This window comes from Kribbella caucasensis (assembly GCF_004361855.1).
GTDB classification, from domain to species: Bacteria; Actinomycetota; Actinomycetes; order Propionibacteriales; family Kribbellaceae; genus Kribbella; species Kribbella caucasensis.
The window spans coordinates 153,959-169,141 of record NZ_SNWQ01000019.1; the positions used below are offsets into that span (position 1 = coordinate 153,959).

The window sequence follows — 15,183 nt, forward strand, 5'->3', positions numbered from 1 at the left end:
GAATGCTCATCGAACAGACCCATGACCATCGCCGGATTCGACTGCCAGCGGATCCCCGTCGCCGACGGAGTGTCACTCGCCGCGGCCGTCGGCGGGAGCGGCAGCCCGATCGTGTTGCTGCACGGGTTCCCGCAGACACACCTGATGTGGCGGCACGTCGCCTTCGACCTCGCGGCGGACCACACTGTGATCTGCCCGGACCTCCGCGGGTACGGCGCGAGCGACAAACCGGCCGAGACCGACGGATCGGCGTACTCGAAACGTACGATGGCCGCCGACATCGTCGCGCTGGCGAAGTCCCTGGGACACGACCGCTTCGCCCTCGCCGGACACGATCGCGGCGCGCTCGTCGCGTTCCGGGCCGGCCTCGACCACGCCGACACGATCACCCAGCTGGCGATCCTCGACGTGCTCCCGACGCTGGACATGTGGTCCGTACTGCAAGGCCGCAGCGCCGCGGTCGGGTTCCACCTCTATCTGATGGCCCAGCCCGCCGGGCTACCCGAACAACTCATCTCGGCCAGCCCCGACGCGTTCTTCGGCTACTTCCTCGATCTCTGGGCGAACGACCCGGCCGCAATCCCGGCCGGCATCCGTACGGCGTACCTGGATGCCTGCCGGGCCGCCGTACCGTCGATCGTCGCCGACTACCGCGCCACGGCCGGGATCGACATCACCCACGACCAGGCCGATCGCGACGCCGGCAACCGGCTCGGTATGCCGGTCACGGTCGTCCAGCAGGACTGGGGTTCCGCCCTGGGTTTCGACGCCGCCGCCCTGTGGTCGCAGTGGGCGCCGGATCTCGACCACCGGACAACGTCCGCCGGCCACTTCATGGCCGAAGAGTCCCCGGCCGAGATCAGCAAGCTCTTACGCGAGCTGCTGACTCGGTAAACGGGCAGCGCGAAGCGGCCGGTCGCTGGGGATCCGGCCGCTTGTGTTGTGTGGTTATCCGGCCTGGAAGAAGGCGCCCTTGAGGTAGTCGTGCACGGCGTCCTCGGAGACCCGGAAGGAACGACCCACGCGGACCGCGGGCAGCTCGCCGGAGTGCACCAGCCGGTACACCGTCATCTTGGACACGCGCATGGCCGTGGCAACCTCCGCCACGGTCAGAAACTTCACCTCAGCGAGCGGCTGCTCACCGCCGGACTTCTTTGATGCCATTGCGCACCGCACTTCCAGCACGGATCGTGCGCCGGCTTCCCCTCCGGCACCTCCGCCCGTGCATGAACTGAGCGTAGTGGCTGTTGGTGCGAATGGGAAAGAGGGTGTCTGGTGTGACTAAAACAGTCAGTACGTGGGATCGAGGCCGAGCAGCGGAAAGCTCACGTCCCGGGTCGCCTTGATCGAGCGGTCCAGCCAGGTGTCGGGGTTGTACCCGGTCGACCAATCCGCGTACGACGCGTCACGGCCGTCGGTCATCCGGGCCGGAGCGACCCGGCCGTACCGGATCCGGATGTCCTCGCGCCAGCCCTCGGGAACCGGCATGTCCGGATCGATCGGCTGGCCGGCCACGATCGCGAGCAGGTGCGTCCACGCGCGTGGGACGACGTCGATGATCGCGTAACCGCCGCCCCCGGTCGCGACCCACTTGCCGCCGCAGGTCTCGTGGGCCAGGTCGTGCAGGGCCAGGTACGCCGCGCGCTGGCCGTCGACGGACTTCGTCAAATGCGCGAGCGGGTCCTCAACGTGCGAGTCGCAGCCGTGTTGCGTCACCAGCACACTCGGTCCGAACGCCTTCACCACATCCGGCACGATCGCGTGGAACGCCCGCAACCAGCCGGCATCCCCGGTCCCCGGCGGCAGCGGGATGTTGACCGCGGTCCCCTCGGCACCAGGGCCACCGGTCTCCCCCGCCGTACCCGTGCCGGGGAACAACGTGGTCGGCGACTCGTGCAGGCTCACGGTCAGCACCCGCGGATCGTCGTAGAAGACCGCCTGTACTCCGTCGCCGTGGTGCACGTCCACATCGACGTACGCGACCCGCTCGGCACCGTGATCGAGCAGCCACTGGATCCCGACCGCGGGGTCGTTGTAGACGCAGAATCCGCTGGCGGAGTTGGGCATCGCGTGATGCAGGCCGCCCGAGATGTTGGCCGCGTGCAGGACGTCGCCCTCCCAGACGGCCCGCGCGGCCTCGACGGTCGCGCCTACGACATGCGCCGACGCCTCGTGCATCTGTGGGAAGCAGTAGGTGTCCTCGGTGCCGAGTCCATGCACCGGATCGGGTCTGTCAGGGTCCTCGCCCGCGCGTTTCACCGCGGCGATGTACTCCTCGGTGTGCACGGTCGCGATCAACGCGTCGTCCGCGACGGGAGCCGGGACGACCTTGAGCTGATCGAGTACGCCGAGCGCGCGAGCCAGCCGGACCGTCAGGTCGACCCGGATCGGACTCATCGGATGCCCGTGCCCGAAGTCGTACGCGGTCAGCCCCTCGTCGAACACCAGCATCGCCTCACCACTCATGCCCCGACGATAGCCTCCAACCTCCCGTCGCGCCTCGCCTCGTGCTCAGACCTCGTCGTCGTCCTCGGGGGCCTCGGGGGTGTCGGCGAGCTTCCATTTCAGCTGGAACTCGATCTCTACCTCGTCGTCGCCGCGCTCGTGCTCGACGCTGATCTGGGCGTCTTTCGGGACGGTGAAACGCTCACCGGCGACCTGGATCCGGAACGGCTTGCCCGCGTCCAGGGCGTCCGCCAGCCGGCGGAGCTTGGCGGTGAAGTCGGTGACTGAATAGGTGCGTTCGACATCTCGCTCACTCATGACCGCAATCCTTCCAGCCACCAGGGTCGCCACGGCGGCCGGAGTACGGGTATCTTGGGGACGTGAACAAACTGACCTCACAGCAGTGGTGGGCCGCCTGACGGCGGACCCGCAGCGTTCACACGCACCCAAGGCCGCCTTGCCGAGGCGGCCTTTTCGTTTGTCCTCGGTGGGGCCTGAAACCCTTAAGGACAACGGAAATGACCTCTCTGTCAGGAATCACCCCGTCCGGCCGGCTGACCCTCGGCAACCATCTCGGCGCGCTCCGGCGGTTCACCGACCCGGACGGCTTCTACTTCGTCGCGAACCTGCACGCGATGACGACCAAACACGATCCACGCCGGCTCGCGGCGCTGACCCGGGAGACGGCGACGTTGATGCTCGCCGCCGGGTTGCCCGCCGGCACGGTGTTCGTGCAGGCGGATGTCCCGGCGCACGCGCAACTGGCGTACCTGCTCGAGTGCACCTCGTACGTCGGTGAGCTGGCCCGGATGATCCAGTACAAGGAGAAGGGCCGGGGCAAACCGATGACCCGGGCCTCGCTGTTCACGTATCCGTGCCTGATGGCGGCCGACATCCTCTTGTACGGGACGGATCGGGTCCCGGTCGGCGGTGACCAGGACCAGCACGTCGAACTCGCCCGGGATATCGCGATCCGGTTCAACCGCGAGTACGGCGAGACGTTCGTCGTACCGGAGCTCGCCAAGGCGGCGCTGGCGATGCGGATCAAGGACCTGGCGAACCCGACGGCCAAGATGAGCAAGTCGGCCGCGGACGACGCGGTCGGCACGATCCGGCTGCTCGATCCGCCGGACGTGATCCGCCGGCAGATCCTGCGAGCCGTGACGGACTCCGGTACCGAGGTCCGGCACGACGAGGAGGCCAAACCCGGGATCACGAATCTGCTGGAGATCCTCGCCACTTGTACCGACGGAGATCCAGTCGCGCTCGCGGCGGCGTACTCGTCCTACGGCGAGCTCAAGGCGGACGTCGCCGAGGCGGTGCTGAGCGTGATCGAACCCCTGCAGAAGGAGTACGCCGTTCTCGCGTCCGAGCCGGGTGCCGTCGACGGGATGCTCGCGCAGGGCCGGGACCGGGCGATCGCGGCCGGCGAACCGCGGCTCCGCGCGGCGATCCGGGCCATGGGGCTGACCGGCAGTGAAGCGGGTGGGACGGGTTTGGCAGGATCAGTTGGGTGAGCCTGCTGCTGCGTGTCGCGACGTTCAACATCCGCAACTCCTCGGCGCCGGACGGCGATGACGCCTGGCCGGTACGCCGGGACGCGACGGCCGACGCGATCGTTGCGTTGGAGGCCGATGTGGTCGGGTTGCAGGAGGTGTTGCCGGATCAACTGGAGTTCCTGCGCGAGCGGTTCGCGGACCGGGAGATCGTCGGCGCCGGGCGGGACGACGGGGTGAACGCCGGTGAACACTCGGTGGTGATGGTCCGGCCCGGGGACTGGCAGATCGAGTCGCACGAGACCCGCTGGCTGTCCCCGGAACCGGCGACCCCTGGCTCGGTCGGCTGGGATGCCCACCTGACCCGGATCGCCACGCTCGTCCGGTTGGTCCACGCCGATGGGCGTCAGGTCGGCATCGCCAACACGCACTACGACCACGCGGGCGAGATCGCGCGGGTGGAGTCGTCGAACCTTCTCGACCGATGGTTGTCGGCCGAGCCCTATCGGCACTGGATCCTGATCGGCGACCTCAACGCCGAACCGGGGTCGCCGCCGCTGACCGCACTGACCGAGGCCGGCTGGATCGACGCGGTCCCGCCGGGTGAGGGCGGGACCGAGCACGACTTCACCGGCGCGACCGATCGGGACCGGATCGACCACATCCTGCTAGGCAAGGGCTGGCAGGTCGTCGAGGCCGCCGTCTCCCACCACCGCCCCCGCGGCCGGCTGCCCAGCGACCACTGGCCGGTCGCCGCAACCCTGCGCCTCACCTGACTGGCAGCGGTTATCTCAGGTTGGGAGGTTCCGGCCAAGGGCTGACATGGGTTCGCGGCCGGGGGGCTGGGTCGGTCGGGGCAGGATCGGTTTGCGTTTGTGGATCGGTCTGGTCACCGGTTTGTCCACCGCCACGGTGATCTCCTCACCCTCGTGGGAGAGGGTGATCTTCGCGTCAGGCCCGTCGTGTATGGCGTACGTGGCCTTCTTGTGGTGGATGTCGACCCGCAACCGCACGCCACGCCACCGGATGGAGAACGCCAGCTCAGTCATCCCGTCCGGGAGCTGGGGATCGAAACACAGATGCCCGTCGCGTTCCCGCAGACCGCCGAACCCGGCGACCAGGGCCGTCCACGCACCGGCCAGGGACGCCATGTGCAACCCGTCGCCGGTGTTGTGGTGCAGGTCGAGCAGATCGATCAGCGCGGCCTCGTACGCGTAGTCGTAGGCGAGATCGAGATGACCGACCTCGGCCGCCATCACCGCCTGAACGCACGCCGACAACGACGAGTCGCGCACGGTCAGTCGTTCGTAGTAGTCGAAGTTGCGCGCCTTCTCCTCGGGCGTGAACCGGTCGCCACACCAGTAGGTCGCCAGCATCAGGTCGGCCTGCTTGATCACCTGCCGGCGGTACAGCTCGAAGTACGGCGCGTGCATCATCAACGGGTACTTCCCGCGGGAAGCCTCGAAATCCCACTCGGCGTACCCGGTGAAGCCCTCGGACTGCGGGTGTACGCCGAGCTCCTCGTCGTACGGGATGTACACGTCCGCGGCCGCATCCCGCCAGGCCGCCTCCTCCTCCACGTCCACCCCGAGCTCGCGCGCCTTGACCGGATGCCGGGCCGCCGTCTCGGCCGCGATCCGCAGGTTCCGGGCGGCCATCAGGTTGGTGAAAACGTTGTCGTCGGCAACGGCCGAGTACTCGTCCGGACCGGTGACGCCGGGGATGTGCCAGGCGCCATGGCGATCGTGGTGCCCCAGCGAGATCCACAACCGCGCGGTCTCCACCAGCAACTCGAGGCCGACGTCCTCGATGAACTGCTCGTCACCGGTGGCGACGTAGTACCGGTTCACCGCGTCGGCGATGTCGGCGTTGATGTGGAAGGCCGCTGTCCCGGCCGGCCAGTACCCCGAGCACTCCTGGCCGCGGATCGTCCGCCAGGGAAAGGCGGAACCCTTCAGGCCGAGGACGTGGGCGCGTTCCTTGGCGAGTTCGAGGGTCGAGTGCCGCCAGCGCAACGCGTCGCCCGCGGCGTCCGGCATCGTGTAGGTGAGCACCGGCAGCACGTAACCCTCGGTGTCCCAGAAGGTGTGACCGTCGTACCCCGCACCGGTCAGCCCCTTGGACGGAATCGCCCGCCGCTCGGCCCGGGCCCCCGCCTGCAACACATGGAACAACGCGAACCGCGCCGCCTGTTGCAGCTCCGGATGACCGTGGACTTCGATGTCGGCAGCGTCCCAGAAATCGTCCAGGAACTCCTTCTGCTGCTGGACCAGCCCGTCCCAGCCGGAGAACTTCGCACTCGCCAGGGCGGCCGCGACCTGGTCGCCGATCGCCGTCTCGGACCGCAGACTCGACCAGCCGTACGCGATGATCTTCACCACCCGCAGCCGCTGCCCGGGTTTCAGTTCGCAGATGACGGTGGTGCGGGCCCAGTCGTCGCGGACGTCGACGTCGAGCTCGTACCGCTCGGTGCACTCGACCTTGTGGGCCATCCCGGCCGCCATCAGCTGGGCGCTCGACCGGGTGCGGTGCATCAGCACGACCTCCTCGAGGTCGCCGTCGCTCGACACCGCCTGCAACGGCTGGTCGAGTATGGCCGCCACCCGCGGGTCGTCGGACAGCCGTGGCTGGGTCTCGTTCGCGACCAGTTCGGACTGGACGACGAACCGGGCCGACTCCTCCAGCGGTTCGACGATGTACTCGACGGCGGCGACCGCGCGCTGGGTCAGCGACACGAGCCGCCGGGACTGCACCTTGACCCGCTTGCCGCCCGGGGAGGTCCAGTCCAGTTCGCGGTGCAGGACGCCGTCGCGGAAGTCGAGCGATCGTTCGTGCGAGTGGAGTTCGCCGTACCGCAGGTCGAGGGGTGAGTCGTCGACCAGCAGCCGGATCAGTTTGCCGTTGGTGACGTCGACCAGGGTCTGGCCGGACTCGGGGTAGCCATATCCGGCTTCGGCGTACGGCAGCGGGCGGCGTTCGTAGAAGGAGTTCAGGTAGGTGCCGGGAAAGGCGAACGGCTCGCCCTCGTCGAGGTTGCCGCGCAGGCCGATATGGCCGTTGGACAAGGCGAACAAGGACTCTGACTGAGCCAGGTCGTCGAGGTCGAGCTCGGTCTCCCGCAGCCGCCAAGGGTCGATCGGGTGATGTGCCCGGTCTTTCATCGGGTCTCCTCGAGCAGCTGGTCCAGATCGGTCACCACGACGTCGGCGCCGCGGGCCTTGAGTTCGTCCGCCTGGCCGACCCGGTCGACGCCGACGACGTACCCGAACTCACCGGCCCGCCCGGCCTCGACTCCGGCCAGCGCGTCCTCGAACACGGCGGCCTCGGCCGGCCCGACCCCGAAGCCCATGGCCGCCGCGAGGAACGTGTCCGGCGCCGGTTTGCCCCGAAGATGGTCGGTCTGGATGGTGACCCCGTCGACCCGCTCCTCGATGTACTGTGCGAGGCCGGTGACCTCCAGTACCTCGCGGGCGTTGGCGCTCGACGAGACGACCGCGCGCCGCAGTCCCGCTTCCGCCGCGGCCTGGAGGTAGCGCCGGGATCCCTCGTAGACGCGCACTCCGTCGGTACGGATGCGGTGCTGGACGGATTCGTTCTTGCGGTTGCCGAGACCGTTGACGGTCACCTCTGTCGGTGCATCGTCCTTGGTGCCCTCGGGGAGGTGAATCCCCCGCGAGACCAGGAAGTCCCGGACCCCGTTGGCGCGCGGTTTACCGTCCACATACTGCTCGTACTCCGCGCCCGCGTCGAACGGGACGTAGGGCTGCCCGTGTTGCTCGGCCCATTCCTGGAGGAACTGGTCGAACATCTCCTTCCAGGCCGCGGCGTGCACCGCCGCGGTGTCGGTGAGCACTCCGTCCAAGTCGAACAGACAGACCCGTATCCCTGCGGGCAGTCCCAGCATTGCTCACCTTCCAGATCGGTATCCCCAGAAGAGGTTACGACCTACAGGAGGTGCCACCGCCACAGAAACGCGCCGACCGCGAGGAACAGATAAAGAAGGACCATCGCCACGCCGAGGCCGGGGCGCGGACGGGACCGGCGTACCGGCTGATCCGCGGCGGCTCGGCGGGCGGCCTCGATCACGGTCGCGACCTGCTCGGTGCGGTCCTTGGCGATGCCGTTGATCTCGTTCTCGTCGCTGCCGTTGATCAGCACGACCGAACCGTCCTCGGCGTCGACCCGGTCCACGTCCTGCCAGGCGAGGCTGCGGACGAGCAGGCTGGTCCGGGCCTTGACCGCGGTCGCGGTGATCTCGACCCGGTAGAGCACCACGCCGCCGGCGACCCGGACGACCGAGGCGCCGATGATGACGAAGAGGCCGACGGCCAGCAGGTCGCGGGCGCCCATCCATAGCCAGGAGTTGAGCAGCGGCACGGCGACGAACGGCGCCACGAACAGTGCCCAGGCCCACCACGGCGCGGGATCCAACGGGACGCGCCACGGCAGTACCGGGAGCGGTTCGTTCGGCTGGTCTTGTTCTTCAGGCGCCGGCGCGGCTGGGTGCGCGGCGGCATTCGGGCTGCCCGAGCGAATACCCATGGTCGGGACCATAGTCGGTTACTCGGCTGCGAGCGAGCGCGACCTGTTCCGGGCGGCCTCGATCGCCGACAGGAACGCGGCCCGGACCTTGTGGTCCTCCAGTTCGCGGATCGCGGCCGCGGTGGTCCCGCCCGGCGACGTGACCCGTTCGCGCAGCACGGTCGGGTGTTCTCCGGTCTCGCGCAACAGCTTCGCCGAACCGACCACGGTCTGCACCACCAGCTCGGTCGCGGTGGATCGCGGCAGGCCCATGTGCACGCCCGCCTCGATCATCGACTCGACCACGAAGAACAAGTACGCCGGTCCTGATCCGGACAGCGCCGTGACCGCGTCCTGCTGCTTCTCCGGCACGCGGACCACCCGACCGGTCGCGGCCAGCAGACCCTCGGCCAGCACCAGGTGACCCTCGTCGCAGTGCGCGCCCCGGGAGATCGCGGCCATACCCTCGTCGACCAGAGCCGGAGTGTTCGGCATCACCCGTACTACGGCGACGCCCTCCGGCAGCCGGGACTCGATGAATCCGGTGGTGATACCGGCGGCCAGCGACACCACGGTCTGGTCGGGCCGGACCGCGGGCGCGATCTCGGCGAGCAGGTCCGGCATGTCCTGCGGCTTGACCACCAGGACGAGGGTGTCCGCCTTCGCCGCGGCGTCCACATTCGACACCACGTCCACGCCGTACCGCTCGCGCAGCTCGGTCGCGCGCTCCTCCCGGCGTTCGGTGATGAGCAGTTCCTCCGGTCGGCGCCCGGCCCGGATCAGCCCGGACAGCAACGTCTCCCCCATCACCCCGGCACCGAGGATGGCCACCTGACTAGTCATGGGGCCAGGTTAGACCGCGCCGCGCCAACGACGATCACGGTGCCCAGCGCCCGGACCGATGCGTCAGGAGTTGCCCTTCTCGCAGGCGACGCCGTCGCCGTTCTTGTCGAGCTTCTCCGAGTAGCCCGGATCGCCGCGGTGCAGCGGTGCCTTGCCGGCGGCCCGGGCCTCGGCGCAGTTCTGGAAGACGACGGTGGCCTCCTGCCCCGGCGTCTCCGACGACTTCGGGGACTTCGGTTGGGTCGGCGTCGGTGTGGCCGTTTCGGACGGTGTGGGCGTCGGCGTACCGGAGTCCGTAGGCGTCGGAGATGGCGTCTCGGTCGGCGTCTCGTTCGGCGAGCGGGGGCCGGCCGTCGGAGTACCGGTCGGTGTCCCGCCTGGGGTCTCCTCCGGCTCCGTGTTCTGTCCGATGCCAGGCGGTGCCGGGTCGAGCGTCGACCGCGCCCCGGGATCGGAGTCGCCGCCCCCGAAGCTGAACGGGTTGATCAGTACGAGACTGATCAGCACGACCAGTACGGCGGCTGCCGCGCCGACCTTGAACACCCTCGGTCCGCCGTATCGGCCGATCGGTCCGCGGACCGGGTTGCCACCTTCGTCCACCCAGAACGCCCAGCCCATCGGCGCCGGCGGCCAGTCCGGATCCGGCGACCAGTGTTTAGGCGGACGCCAGCGAACATTGGGTGGCTCTGGCCATCCCGGTGGCGCATGGAACTGCCTCACGCCAACTCCCTCCCCAGAAGTTGTCCACGCGCAGCTTAGACAACAACCCGCTCGATCGGGACAGTGCCCGGGAGGTTCTGGACTATTTCTTACTGATCAGGGATCGGGCGAAGAACTGCAGGTTGGCGGGGCGCTCGGCGAGTCGTCGCACCAGGTAGCCGTACCAATCCACGCCGTACGGAATGTAGACCCGCACGGTGTTGCCCTGGCGGGCCAGCCGGAGCTGCTCCTCGGGGCGGATGCCGAACAACATCTGGTACTCGAAGCTGTCCCGGGCCCGGCCGGCGCGGTCGGCGAGCGAACCGGCGATCGCGATCAGCCGCGGGTCGTGCGACGCGATCATCGGGTAGCCGTCGCCGTTCATCAGGACCTTCGCCGCGCGGACGTAGGCCCTGTCGACGGCCTGCTTGTTCTGGAACGCGACCGACTCGGGCTCCTTGTACGCGCCCTTGCACAACCGCACCCGCGACCCGGCGTACGCGAGATCCTGGCAGTCACTTTCGGTCCGGCGCAGGTACGCCTGGAGCACGGCGCCCGTCTCGGGGAAGTCCTGCCGGAGCTCGCGCAGGATGCTCAGCGTGGAGTCGGTGGTGGTGTGGTCCTCCATGTCGAGCGTCACCGTGGTGCCGGCGTTGCGGGCGGCGAGGCAGATCGTCCGCGCGTTCTCCAGCGCGATCTTCTCGCCGTCACCGGGCAGCGCCTGGCCGACCGCGGACAGCTTGACCGAGACCTCGGCGTGCTGGGTCAGCCCGACCTCGGACAACTGCTTGAGCAGCTCGAGATAGGCGTCGGCCGTGGCGGTCGCCGCGGCGAGGTCGGTGGTGTCCTCGCCCAGGTGGTCGAGGGTGACGTGCAGGCCGTTGCTGACCAGCTTCTCGGTCGCGAGCACCGCCTCGGGGGTCGTCTCGCCGGCCACGAACCGGGCCACGATGCCGCTCGACACCGGCAGCGACGAGACCGCCTTCTTGATCTTGGGACTGCGGGACACGCCCAGCAGGATTCGCCGAAGCACTACGCGTTCCTCCTCCTCGCCACCCGGCCCCATCCGCCAGGGGTGTCAGCAGGCTACGCGGCTGAACCGAACCACCCCTAATCCCCACCAACGGTGTGTCGAGAACCACACCACCCACCCCACTGGTCCCCTCACGCAGCGTACCCGCGCCACCACCCCTCGGCTAGGCGGTGCGACGTTTGAGGGTGGCGGCGCCGAGGGCCAGGGCGGCGAGGATGAAGACGGTGACGACCAGCGCATCGGTGCCGGCACCCTCACCGAATCCGTTGCCGGCGGCAACTCCACCGACCGCGTCAACGGCGTACGAGAGTGGCAGGACGTCGCTGACCGCCTCGAGTACGCCGGGGAGTTGGTCGCGGGGGACGAGGAGTCCACACAGGAGGAGCTGCGGGATCATCACGGCCGGCATCATCTGGACGGCCTGGAACTCGGTGGCGGCGAAGGCGCTGGCGAAGAGCCCGAGCGCGGTGCCGAGAACTCCGTCGAGGACGGCGACGACCCCGAGCTGCCAGGCGTCACCGCGGATGTCGAGGTCGAGCGCGTAGAGGGCAATCGTCACGACGACCGCGGCCTGGACGACCGCGATCAGGGCGAAGGCCAGCGCGTACCCCAGCAGGAAATCCAGCTTGCCCATCGGCATCGTGAACAGCCGGGACAGCGTGCCGGTGGAGCGCTCGCGCAGGGTCGCCACCGAGGTGACGATGAACATGATGATCGCCGGGAACACCGCCAGCAGCGGACCGCCGACCCGGTCGAACGTGTTCGGCGAATCGGTGAACATCCACCACATCAGGCTGACCAGCAGGGCCGGCAGCACGATCAGCATCGCCACGGTCCGGTGGTCCCGCCGCAACTGGGCCAGCACCCGGGCCGCCACCGCGAACGTCACTCGCAATCTCATCGCGCACCTGCTTTCCGGTCGATCAGGGTGAGGAAGGCCTGTTCCATGTCGACGGTGCCGGCCGAGTCGAGCAGCGCCTGAGGGCTGTCGTCGGCGAGCAGGACGCCGTCGCGCATCAGAAGGAGGCGGTCGCAGCGGCTCGCCTCGTCCATCACGTGACTGGAGACGAGCAGGGTCGCGCCCGCCTCGGCCAGGCGGTGGAACAGCTCCCAGAGGTCGCGCCGGAGGACCGGGTCCAGGCCGACCGTCGGTTCGTCGAGGACCAGGAGCTCGGGGTCGCCGAGCAGCGCGGCCGCCAGCGATGCGCGGGACTGCTGGCCGCCGGAGAGCCGGTCGACGCGCTCGTGCGCGTGACTGCGCAGGTCGACCGCGTCGATCACGCGATCCACGTCCGCGGAGTCCACGCCGAGGACGGCGGCGAAGAAGCGCAGGTTCTCCGTGACCGTCAGGTCGAAGTACACGCTGGGTTCTTGGGTCACGTAGCCGATCCGGCCGCGGAGCTTGGCGGCGCCGGCGGGCAGGCCGAGGACCTGGACGTCGCCGGTCACCTTCGCCTGGAGGCCGACGATCGCGCGGATCAGCGTGGTCTTGCCGCATCCGGACGGGCCGAGCAGGCCTGTGACGGATCCGGCTCGGAGGTCGAAGTCGACCCCGTGCAGCACTTCCCGATCGCCGCGGATCACCACGACGTCACGGCACTCCACCGCGTTTTTCATCATGTGATGAATTTAGCGCGGACGAGGTCGGCCCGCAAGAGGCTCGAGGGCGATTAGTTGGTCAGGTAGGTCTGGAGAGCCGGCGCCATCTGGGTGATCAGGGCGGCGGGGGATGCGGAGGCGAGGGGTTCCAGTTCGACCAGGTAGCGGCACAGGGCCATGCCGATGAGGTGGCTGGCTACGAGGGTCACGCGGAGCTTGGCGTCGGGGGCGTCGATCATCTTGGCAACCGGGTCGATGATCATCTTGGTGATGCCCTCGCGCATCAGCCGGGCCACCTCGTCACTGGTGACGACGCTACGGAGGATCGCCTTCATCCGTTGCTGGCCGTCGGGGGATTCCCAGACGCCGAGGAATACGGTGACGATGCGGCGGCCGAGTTCGTCGCGGGGGCCGTCGAGGATGGCGGCGGCGACCTGGCGGGGGTCGATGGGGAGGGCCATCGACTCGATGAAGAGTTCGTCCTTGCTGTCGAAGTAGTGGTGGACCAGGGCCGCGTCGACACCGGCCTCGCGGGCGACCGCGCGGATCGAGGTCGCGGTGAAGCCCCGGCCGGCGAAGGATTCGCGCGCCGCCTTGAGGATCTCGCCGCGCGTATCAGGACCACCCGGACGCCGCCCCGGCGACCGGCTGTTCTTGGGGCGGACGGAATCCGGGGTCACGGGGTTAGCTCCGACACCTCGCCGTCGCTGGTGACGGCGAAGGCCGTGCGGCGGGACGGCACCGGGTCGGCGGTGCGGACGAAGTGTTTGCGGGTGAACTCGAGGGACTCGATCAGGTCGACCTCGCGTTCGGACCGGCTGGTGGCCCGGCGGGTGTTGATCTCGATGATGATGTGGCCGCGGAAGTCGCTGTTCGCCAGGCCCTGCAGCAGATCCGCGGCGCGCTGGGTACCGCGGCCCGGAACCAGGTGCTCGTCCTTGGCCGAACCGGTTCCGTCGGTCAGGTGGATGTGGGTGAGGCTCGCACCCATCGTCGCGGCGAGCTCGACGCAGTCCTGTTCGGCAGTGGACGAATGGGACAGGTCGAGCGTGGTGTGGGCGTAGTCCTGTTCGGTCGGGTCCCAGCTCGGCGCATACGCCTGCAAACCCCTGCCCGGCGCCCGCCACGGATACATGTTCTCGACCGCGAAGACGACCCCGGTCTCCGCCTCGAGCCGCGCGATCCCCTCGACGAACCCGCGCGCGTAGTCCCGCTGCCAACGAAACGGCGGGTGTACGACGACCACGTCGGCGCCCAGGTCCTTCGCGGCCTCGGCACTACGTTCGAGCTTGCCCCACGGGTCGGTCCCCCAGACCCGCTGGGTGATCAGCAGACAGGGCGCGTGGATCGCGAGCACCGGCAACTGGTGGTACTCGACCAGCCGCTTGATCGCGTCGATCTGGGTGCTCAGCGGGTCGATCCCGATCATCACCTCGACCCCGTCGTACCCGAGCCGGGAGGCCAGCTCGAATCCGCTGGCTGTCGACTCCGGGTAGACGGACGCGGTGGACAGACCGATCTTCGCGGTCTTGTTGGTGCTCATCGGGTGGTGCTCATCGGAATTGTGCCTTCGCGCCAGTTCATCGGGGTTGCAGCCGGTCCAGACGGGACAGGATGACACCCTCCCGCAAAGCCCACGGACAGACCTCGAGCGAGGCCAGGTCGAACAGGTCCATCACGGCGTCCGCGACGAGCGCACCGGCGACCAGCTGGCCGGCCCGGCTGGCCGAGACACCGGGCAACTCGGCCCGCTCGGCAGCGGACATCTTGATCAGCTTGGGCAGCCACTCCCGCAGGTCGTCACGGTTCAGCGCGCGCGGAACATACTGCCCCTCGACGGACGGCGCCGCGCCACAGATCCGGGCCAGCGACCGGAAGGTCTTGCTGGTCGCGACCGACCGTTGCGGCTTGCCCGCGCGCAGTACGTCGCCCGCGACCGCCGCCGTCTCCTGCCGGATCCGCCGGCGCAACGCACGTACTTCGTCCTTGTCCGGCGGGTCCACGGTCAGCCCCTCGCGGGTCAACCGGCCGGCGCCCAACGGCGCGGACACCGCGACGGTCGGCTCCTCGTCCGAACCGGCTGCGATCTCCAGCGAACCACCGCCGATGTCGAACACGGCGAGCCGTCCCGACGACCAGCCGAACCACCGGCGTACCGCGAGGAACGTCAACCGCGCCTCGTCGGTACCGGTGAGCACCTGCAGGTCGATCGAGGTCTCCTTGCGGACCCGGTCCAGGACCTTCTCGCCGTTCGGGGCCTCGCGGAGCGCGGAGGTGGCGAAGGCATGCACCGCTTCGCAGCCCTTGTCCTCGGCCAGATCTTCGGCCTCCTTGATGAAGGCCACCAGTCTGTCGGCCCCGGCCTCGGCGATGTTGCCGCCCTGGTCCAGGTGCTCGGCCAGCCGGAGCTCGTCCTTGTGCGAGTACGCCGGCAGCGGTGCGGCACCCCGATGAGCGTCCACCACGAGGAGGTGGACGGTGTTGGATCCCACATCGAGTACGCCGAGCCGCATACCCCTCACGCTACTGGACACCGTGGAGCCTTTG

The 15,183-nt window shown here is 69.0% G+C and carries 17 protein-coding genes; 3 read left to right on the top strand and 14 right to left on the bottom strand.

Annotation, left to right across the window (positions count from 1 at the left end; translation table 11 throughout):
- The first annotated feature begins 21 nt into the window (after positions 1-21).
- Positions 22-894, top strand: a complete 873-nt coding sequence (locus tag EV643_RS32385) for an alpha/beta fold hydrolase (RefSeq protein ID WP_133803988.1) — start codon at positions 22-24, stop codon at positions 892-894.
- Between the two features lie 54 nt (positions 895-948).
- On the opposite strand, the gene EV643_RS32390 is transcribed toward EV643_RS32385, so the two are convergent.
- The 3 genes from EV643_RS32390 to EV643_RS32400 form a co-directional block, all read right to left on the bottom strand.
- Positions 949-1,164: a helix-turn-helix domain-containing protein gene (locus EV643_RS32390; RefSeq protein WP_012923942.1), complete on the bottom strand. Its 216-nt coding sequence runs from the start codon at positions 1,162-1,164 to the stop codon at positions 949-951.
- A 126-nt stretch (positions 1,165-1,290) separates the two neighbouring features.
- A complete protein-coding gene (locus EV643_RS32395) occupies positions 1,291-2,466 on the bottom strand; it encodes an acetoin utilization protein AcuC (RefSeq protein ID WP_133803989.1) in 1,176 nt (391 codons plus the stop codon).
- Between the two features lie 45 nt (positions 2,467-2,511).
- Complete coding sequence (locus tag EV643_RS32400; protein ID WP_133803990.1) at positions 2,512-2,763, bottom strand: amphi-Trp domain-containing protein; 252 nt, start codon at positions 2,761-2,763, stop codon at positions 2,512-2,514.
- A 200-nt stretch (positions 2,764-2,963) separates the two neighbouring features.
- On the opposite strand from EV643_RS32400, the gene trpS reads away from it, so the two are divergent.
- Both trpS and EV643_RS32410 read left to right on the top strand, forming a co-directional pair.
- The gene (gene trpS / locus EV643_RS32405) at positions 2,964-3,962 is read left to right on the top strand and encodes a tryptophan--tRNA ligase (protein ID WP_133803991.1); all 999 of its coding nucleotides are present in this window, start codon (positions 2,964-2,966) and stop codon (positions 3,960-3,962) included.
- The gene (locus EV643_RS32410; protein ID WP_133803992.1) at positions 3,959-4,717 is read left to right on the top strand and encodes an endonuclease/exonuclease/phosphatase family protein; all 759 of its coding nucleotides are present in this window, start codon (positions 3,959-3,961) and stop codon (positions 4,715-4,717) included. Before trpS ends, EV643_RS32410 begins: the two co-directional genes overlap by 4 nt.
- A 15-nt stretch (positions 4,718-4,732) precedes the next feature.
- Here the strand turns inward: EV643_RS32410 and EV643_RS32415 are convergent, their stop codons facing one another.
- From EV643_RS32415 to EV643_RS32465, 11 genes are all read right to left on the bottom strand, one after another.
- Positions 4,733-7,102: a glycoside hydrolase family 65 protein gene (locus EV643_RS32415; protein ID WP_133803993.1), complete on the bottom strand. Its 2,370-nt coding sequence runs from the start codon at positions 7,100-7,102 to the stop codon at positions 4,733-4,735.
- Positions 7,099-7,845, bottom strand: coding sequence for a beta-phosphoglucomutase family hydrolase (locus EV643_RS32420; RefSeq protein WP_133803994.1), 747 nt, complete (start codon positions 7,843-7,845; stop codon positions 7,099-7,101). The genes EV643_RS32415 and EV643_RS32420 overlap by 4 nt, the downstream gene beginning before the upstream one ends.
- A gap of 41 nt (positions 7,846-7,886) precedes the next feature.
- On the bottom strand, positions 7,887-8,483 hold the full coding sequence (locus EV643_RS32425; RefSeq protein WP_238165945.1) for a hypothetical protein: 597 nt from the start codon (positions 8,481-8,483) through the stop codon (positions 7,887-7,889).
- A gap of 18 nt (positions 8,484-8,501) precedes the next feature.
- The gene (gene proC, locus EV643_RS32430) at positions 8,502-9,305 is read right to left on the bottom strand and encodes a pyrroline-5-carboxylate reductase (RefSeq protein WP_133803996.1); all 804 of its coding nucleotides are present in this window, start codon (positions 9,303-9,305) and stop codon (positions 8,502-8,504) included.
- 63 nt (positions 9,306-9,368) lie between these two features.
- Entirely contained in the window at positions 9,369-10,025 is a 657-nt protein-coding gene (locus tag EV643_RS46765) for an excalibur calcium-binding domain-containing protein (protein ID WP_305000420.1), read from the bottom strand.
- A gap of 82 nt (positions 10,026-10,107) precedes the next feature.
- Positions 10,108-11,037 (bottom strand): proline dehydrogenase family protein, encoded by a 930-nt coding sequence (locus tag EV643_RS32440; RefSeq protein ID WP_133803997.1) that lies wholly within the window; start codon positions 11,035-11,037, stop codon positions 10,108-10,110.
- A 163-nt stretch (positions 11,038-11,200) separates the two neighbouring features.
- Complete coding sequence (locus EV643_RS32445) at positions 11,201-11,938, bottom strand: ABC transporter permease (RefSeq protein ID WP_133803998.1); 738 nt, start codon at positions 11,936-11,938, stop codon at positions 11,201-11,203.
- The gene (locus EV643_RS32450) at positions 11,935-12,657 is read right to left on the bottom strand and encodes an ABC transporter ATP-binding protein (protein WP_133803999.1); all 723 of its coding nucleotides are present in this window, start codon (positions 12,655-12,657) and stop codon (positions 11,935-11,937) included. Before EV643_RS32450 ends, EV643_RS32445 begins: the two co-directional genes overlap by 4 nt.
- 50 nt (positions 12,658-12,707) lie before the next feature.
- Positions 12,708-13,316 (bottom strand): TetR/AcrR family transcriptional regulator, encoded by a 609-nt coding sequence (locus EV643_RS32455; protein WP_133804000.1) that lies wholly within the window; start codon positions 13,314-13,316, stop codon positions 12,708-12,710.
- Positions 13,313-14,179, bottom strand: coding sequence for a sugar phosphate isomerase/epimerase family protein (locus EV643_RS32460; protein ID WP_133804001.1), 867 nt, complete (start codon positions 14,177-14,179; stop codon positions 13,313-13,315). Before EV643_RS32460 ends, EV643_RS32455 begins: the two co-directional genes overlap by 4 nt.
- Positions 14,180-14,216: 37 nt before the next feature.
- A complete protein-coding gene (locus tag EV643_RS32465) occupies positions 14,217-15,149 on the bottom strand; it encodes a Ppx/GppA family phosphatase (RefSeq protein ID WP_133804002.1) in 933 nt (310 codons plus the stop codon).
- Positions 15,150-15,183: the final 34 nt, after the last annotated feature.

Bases quoted from the DNA above. Each gene is read 5' to 3' on its own strand.
- EV643_RS32415 (WP_133803993.1), bottom strand. From the start codon at position 7,102: ATGAAAGACCGGGCACATCACCCGATCGACCCTTGGCGGCTGCGGGAG.
- proC (WP_133803996.1), bottom strand. From the start codon at position 9,305: ATGACTAGTCAGGTGGCCATCCTCGGTGCCGGGGTGATGGGGGAGACG.
- EV643_RS32445 (WP_133803998.1), bottom strand. From the start codon at position 11,938: ATGAGATTGCGAGTGACGTTCGCGGTGGCGGCCCGGGTGCTGGCCCAG.
- EV643_RS32420 (WP_133803994.1), bottom strand. From the start codon at position 7,845: ATGCTGGGACTGCCCGCAGGGATACGGGTCTGTCTGTTCGACTTGGAC.
- EV643_RS32465 (WP_133804002.1), bottom strand. From the start codon at position 15,149: ATGCGGCTCGGCGTACTCGATGTGGGATCCAACACCGTCCACCTCCTC.
- EV643_RS32390 (WP_012923942.1), bottom strand. From the start codon at position 1,164: ATGGCATCAAAGAAGTCCGGCGGTGAGCAGCCGCTCGCTGAGGTGAAG.
- EV643_RS32400 (WP_133803990.1), bottom strand. From the start codon at position 2,763: ATGAGTGAGCGAGATGTCGAACGCACCTATTCAGTCACCGACTTCACC.
- EV643_RS32395 (WP_133803989.1), bottom strand. From the start codon at position 2,466: ATGAGTGGTGAGGCGATGCTGGTGTTCGACGAGGGGCTGACCGCGTAC.
- EV643_RS32460 (WP_133804001.1), bottom strand. From the start codon at position 14,179: ATGAGCACCAACAAGACCGCGAAGATCGGTCTGTCCACCGCGTCCGTC.
- EV643_RS32425 (WP_238165945.1), bottom strand. From the start codon at position 8,483: ATGGGTATTCGCTCGGGCAGCCCGAATGCCGCCGCGCACCCAGCCGCG.
- EV643_RS32450 (WP_133803999.1), bottom strand. From the start codon at position 12,657: ATGATGAAAAACGCGGTGGAGTGCCGTGACGTCGTGGTGATCCGCGGC.
- trpS (WP_133803991.1), top strand. From the start codon at position 2,964: ATGACCTCTCTGTCAGGAATCACCCCGTCCGGCCGGCTGACCCTCGGC.
- EV643_RS32385 (WP_133803988.1), top strand. From the start codon at position 22: ATGACCATCGCCGGATTCGACTGCCAGCGGATCCCCGTCGCCGACGGA.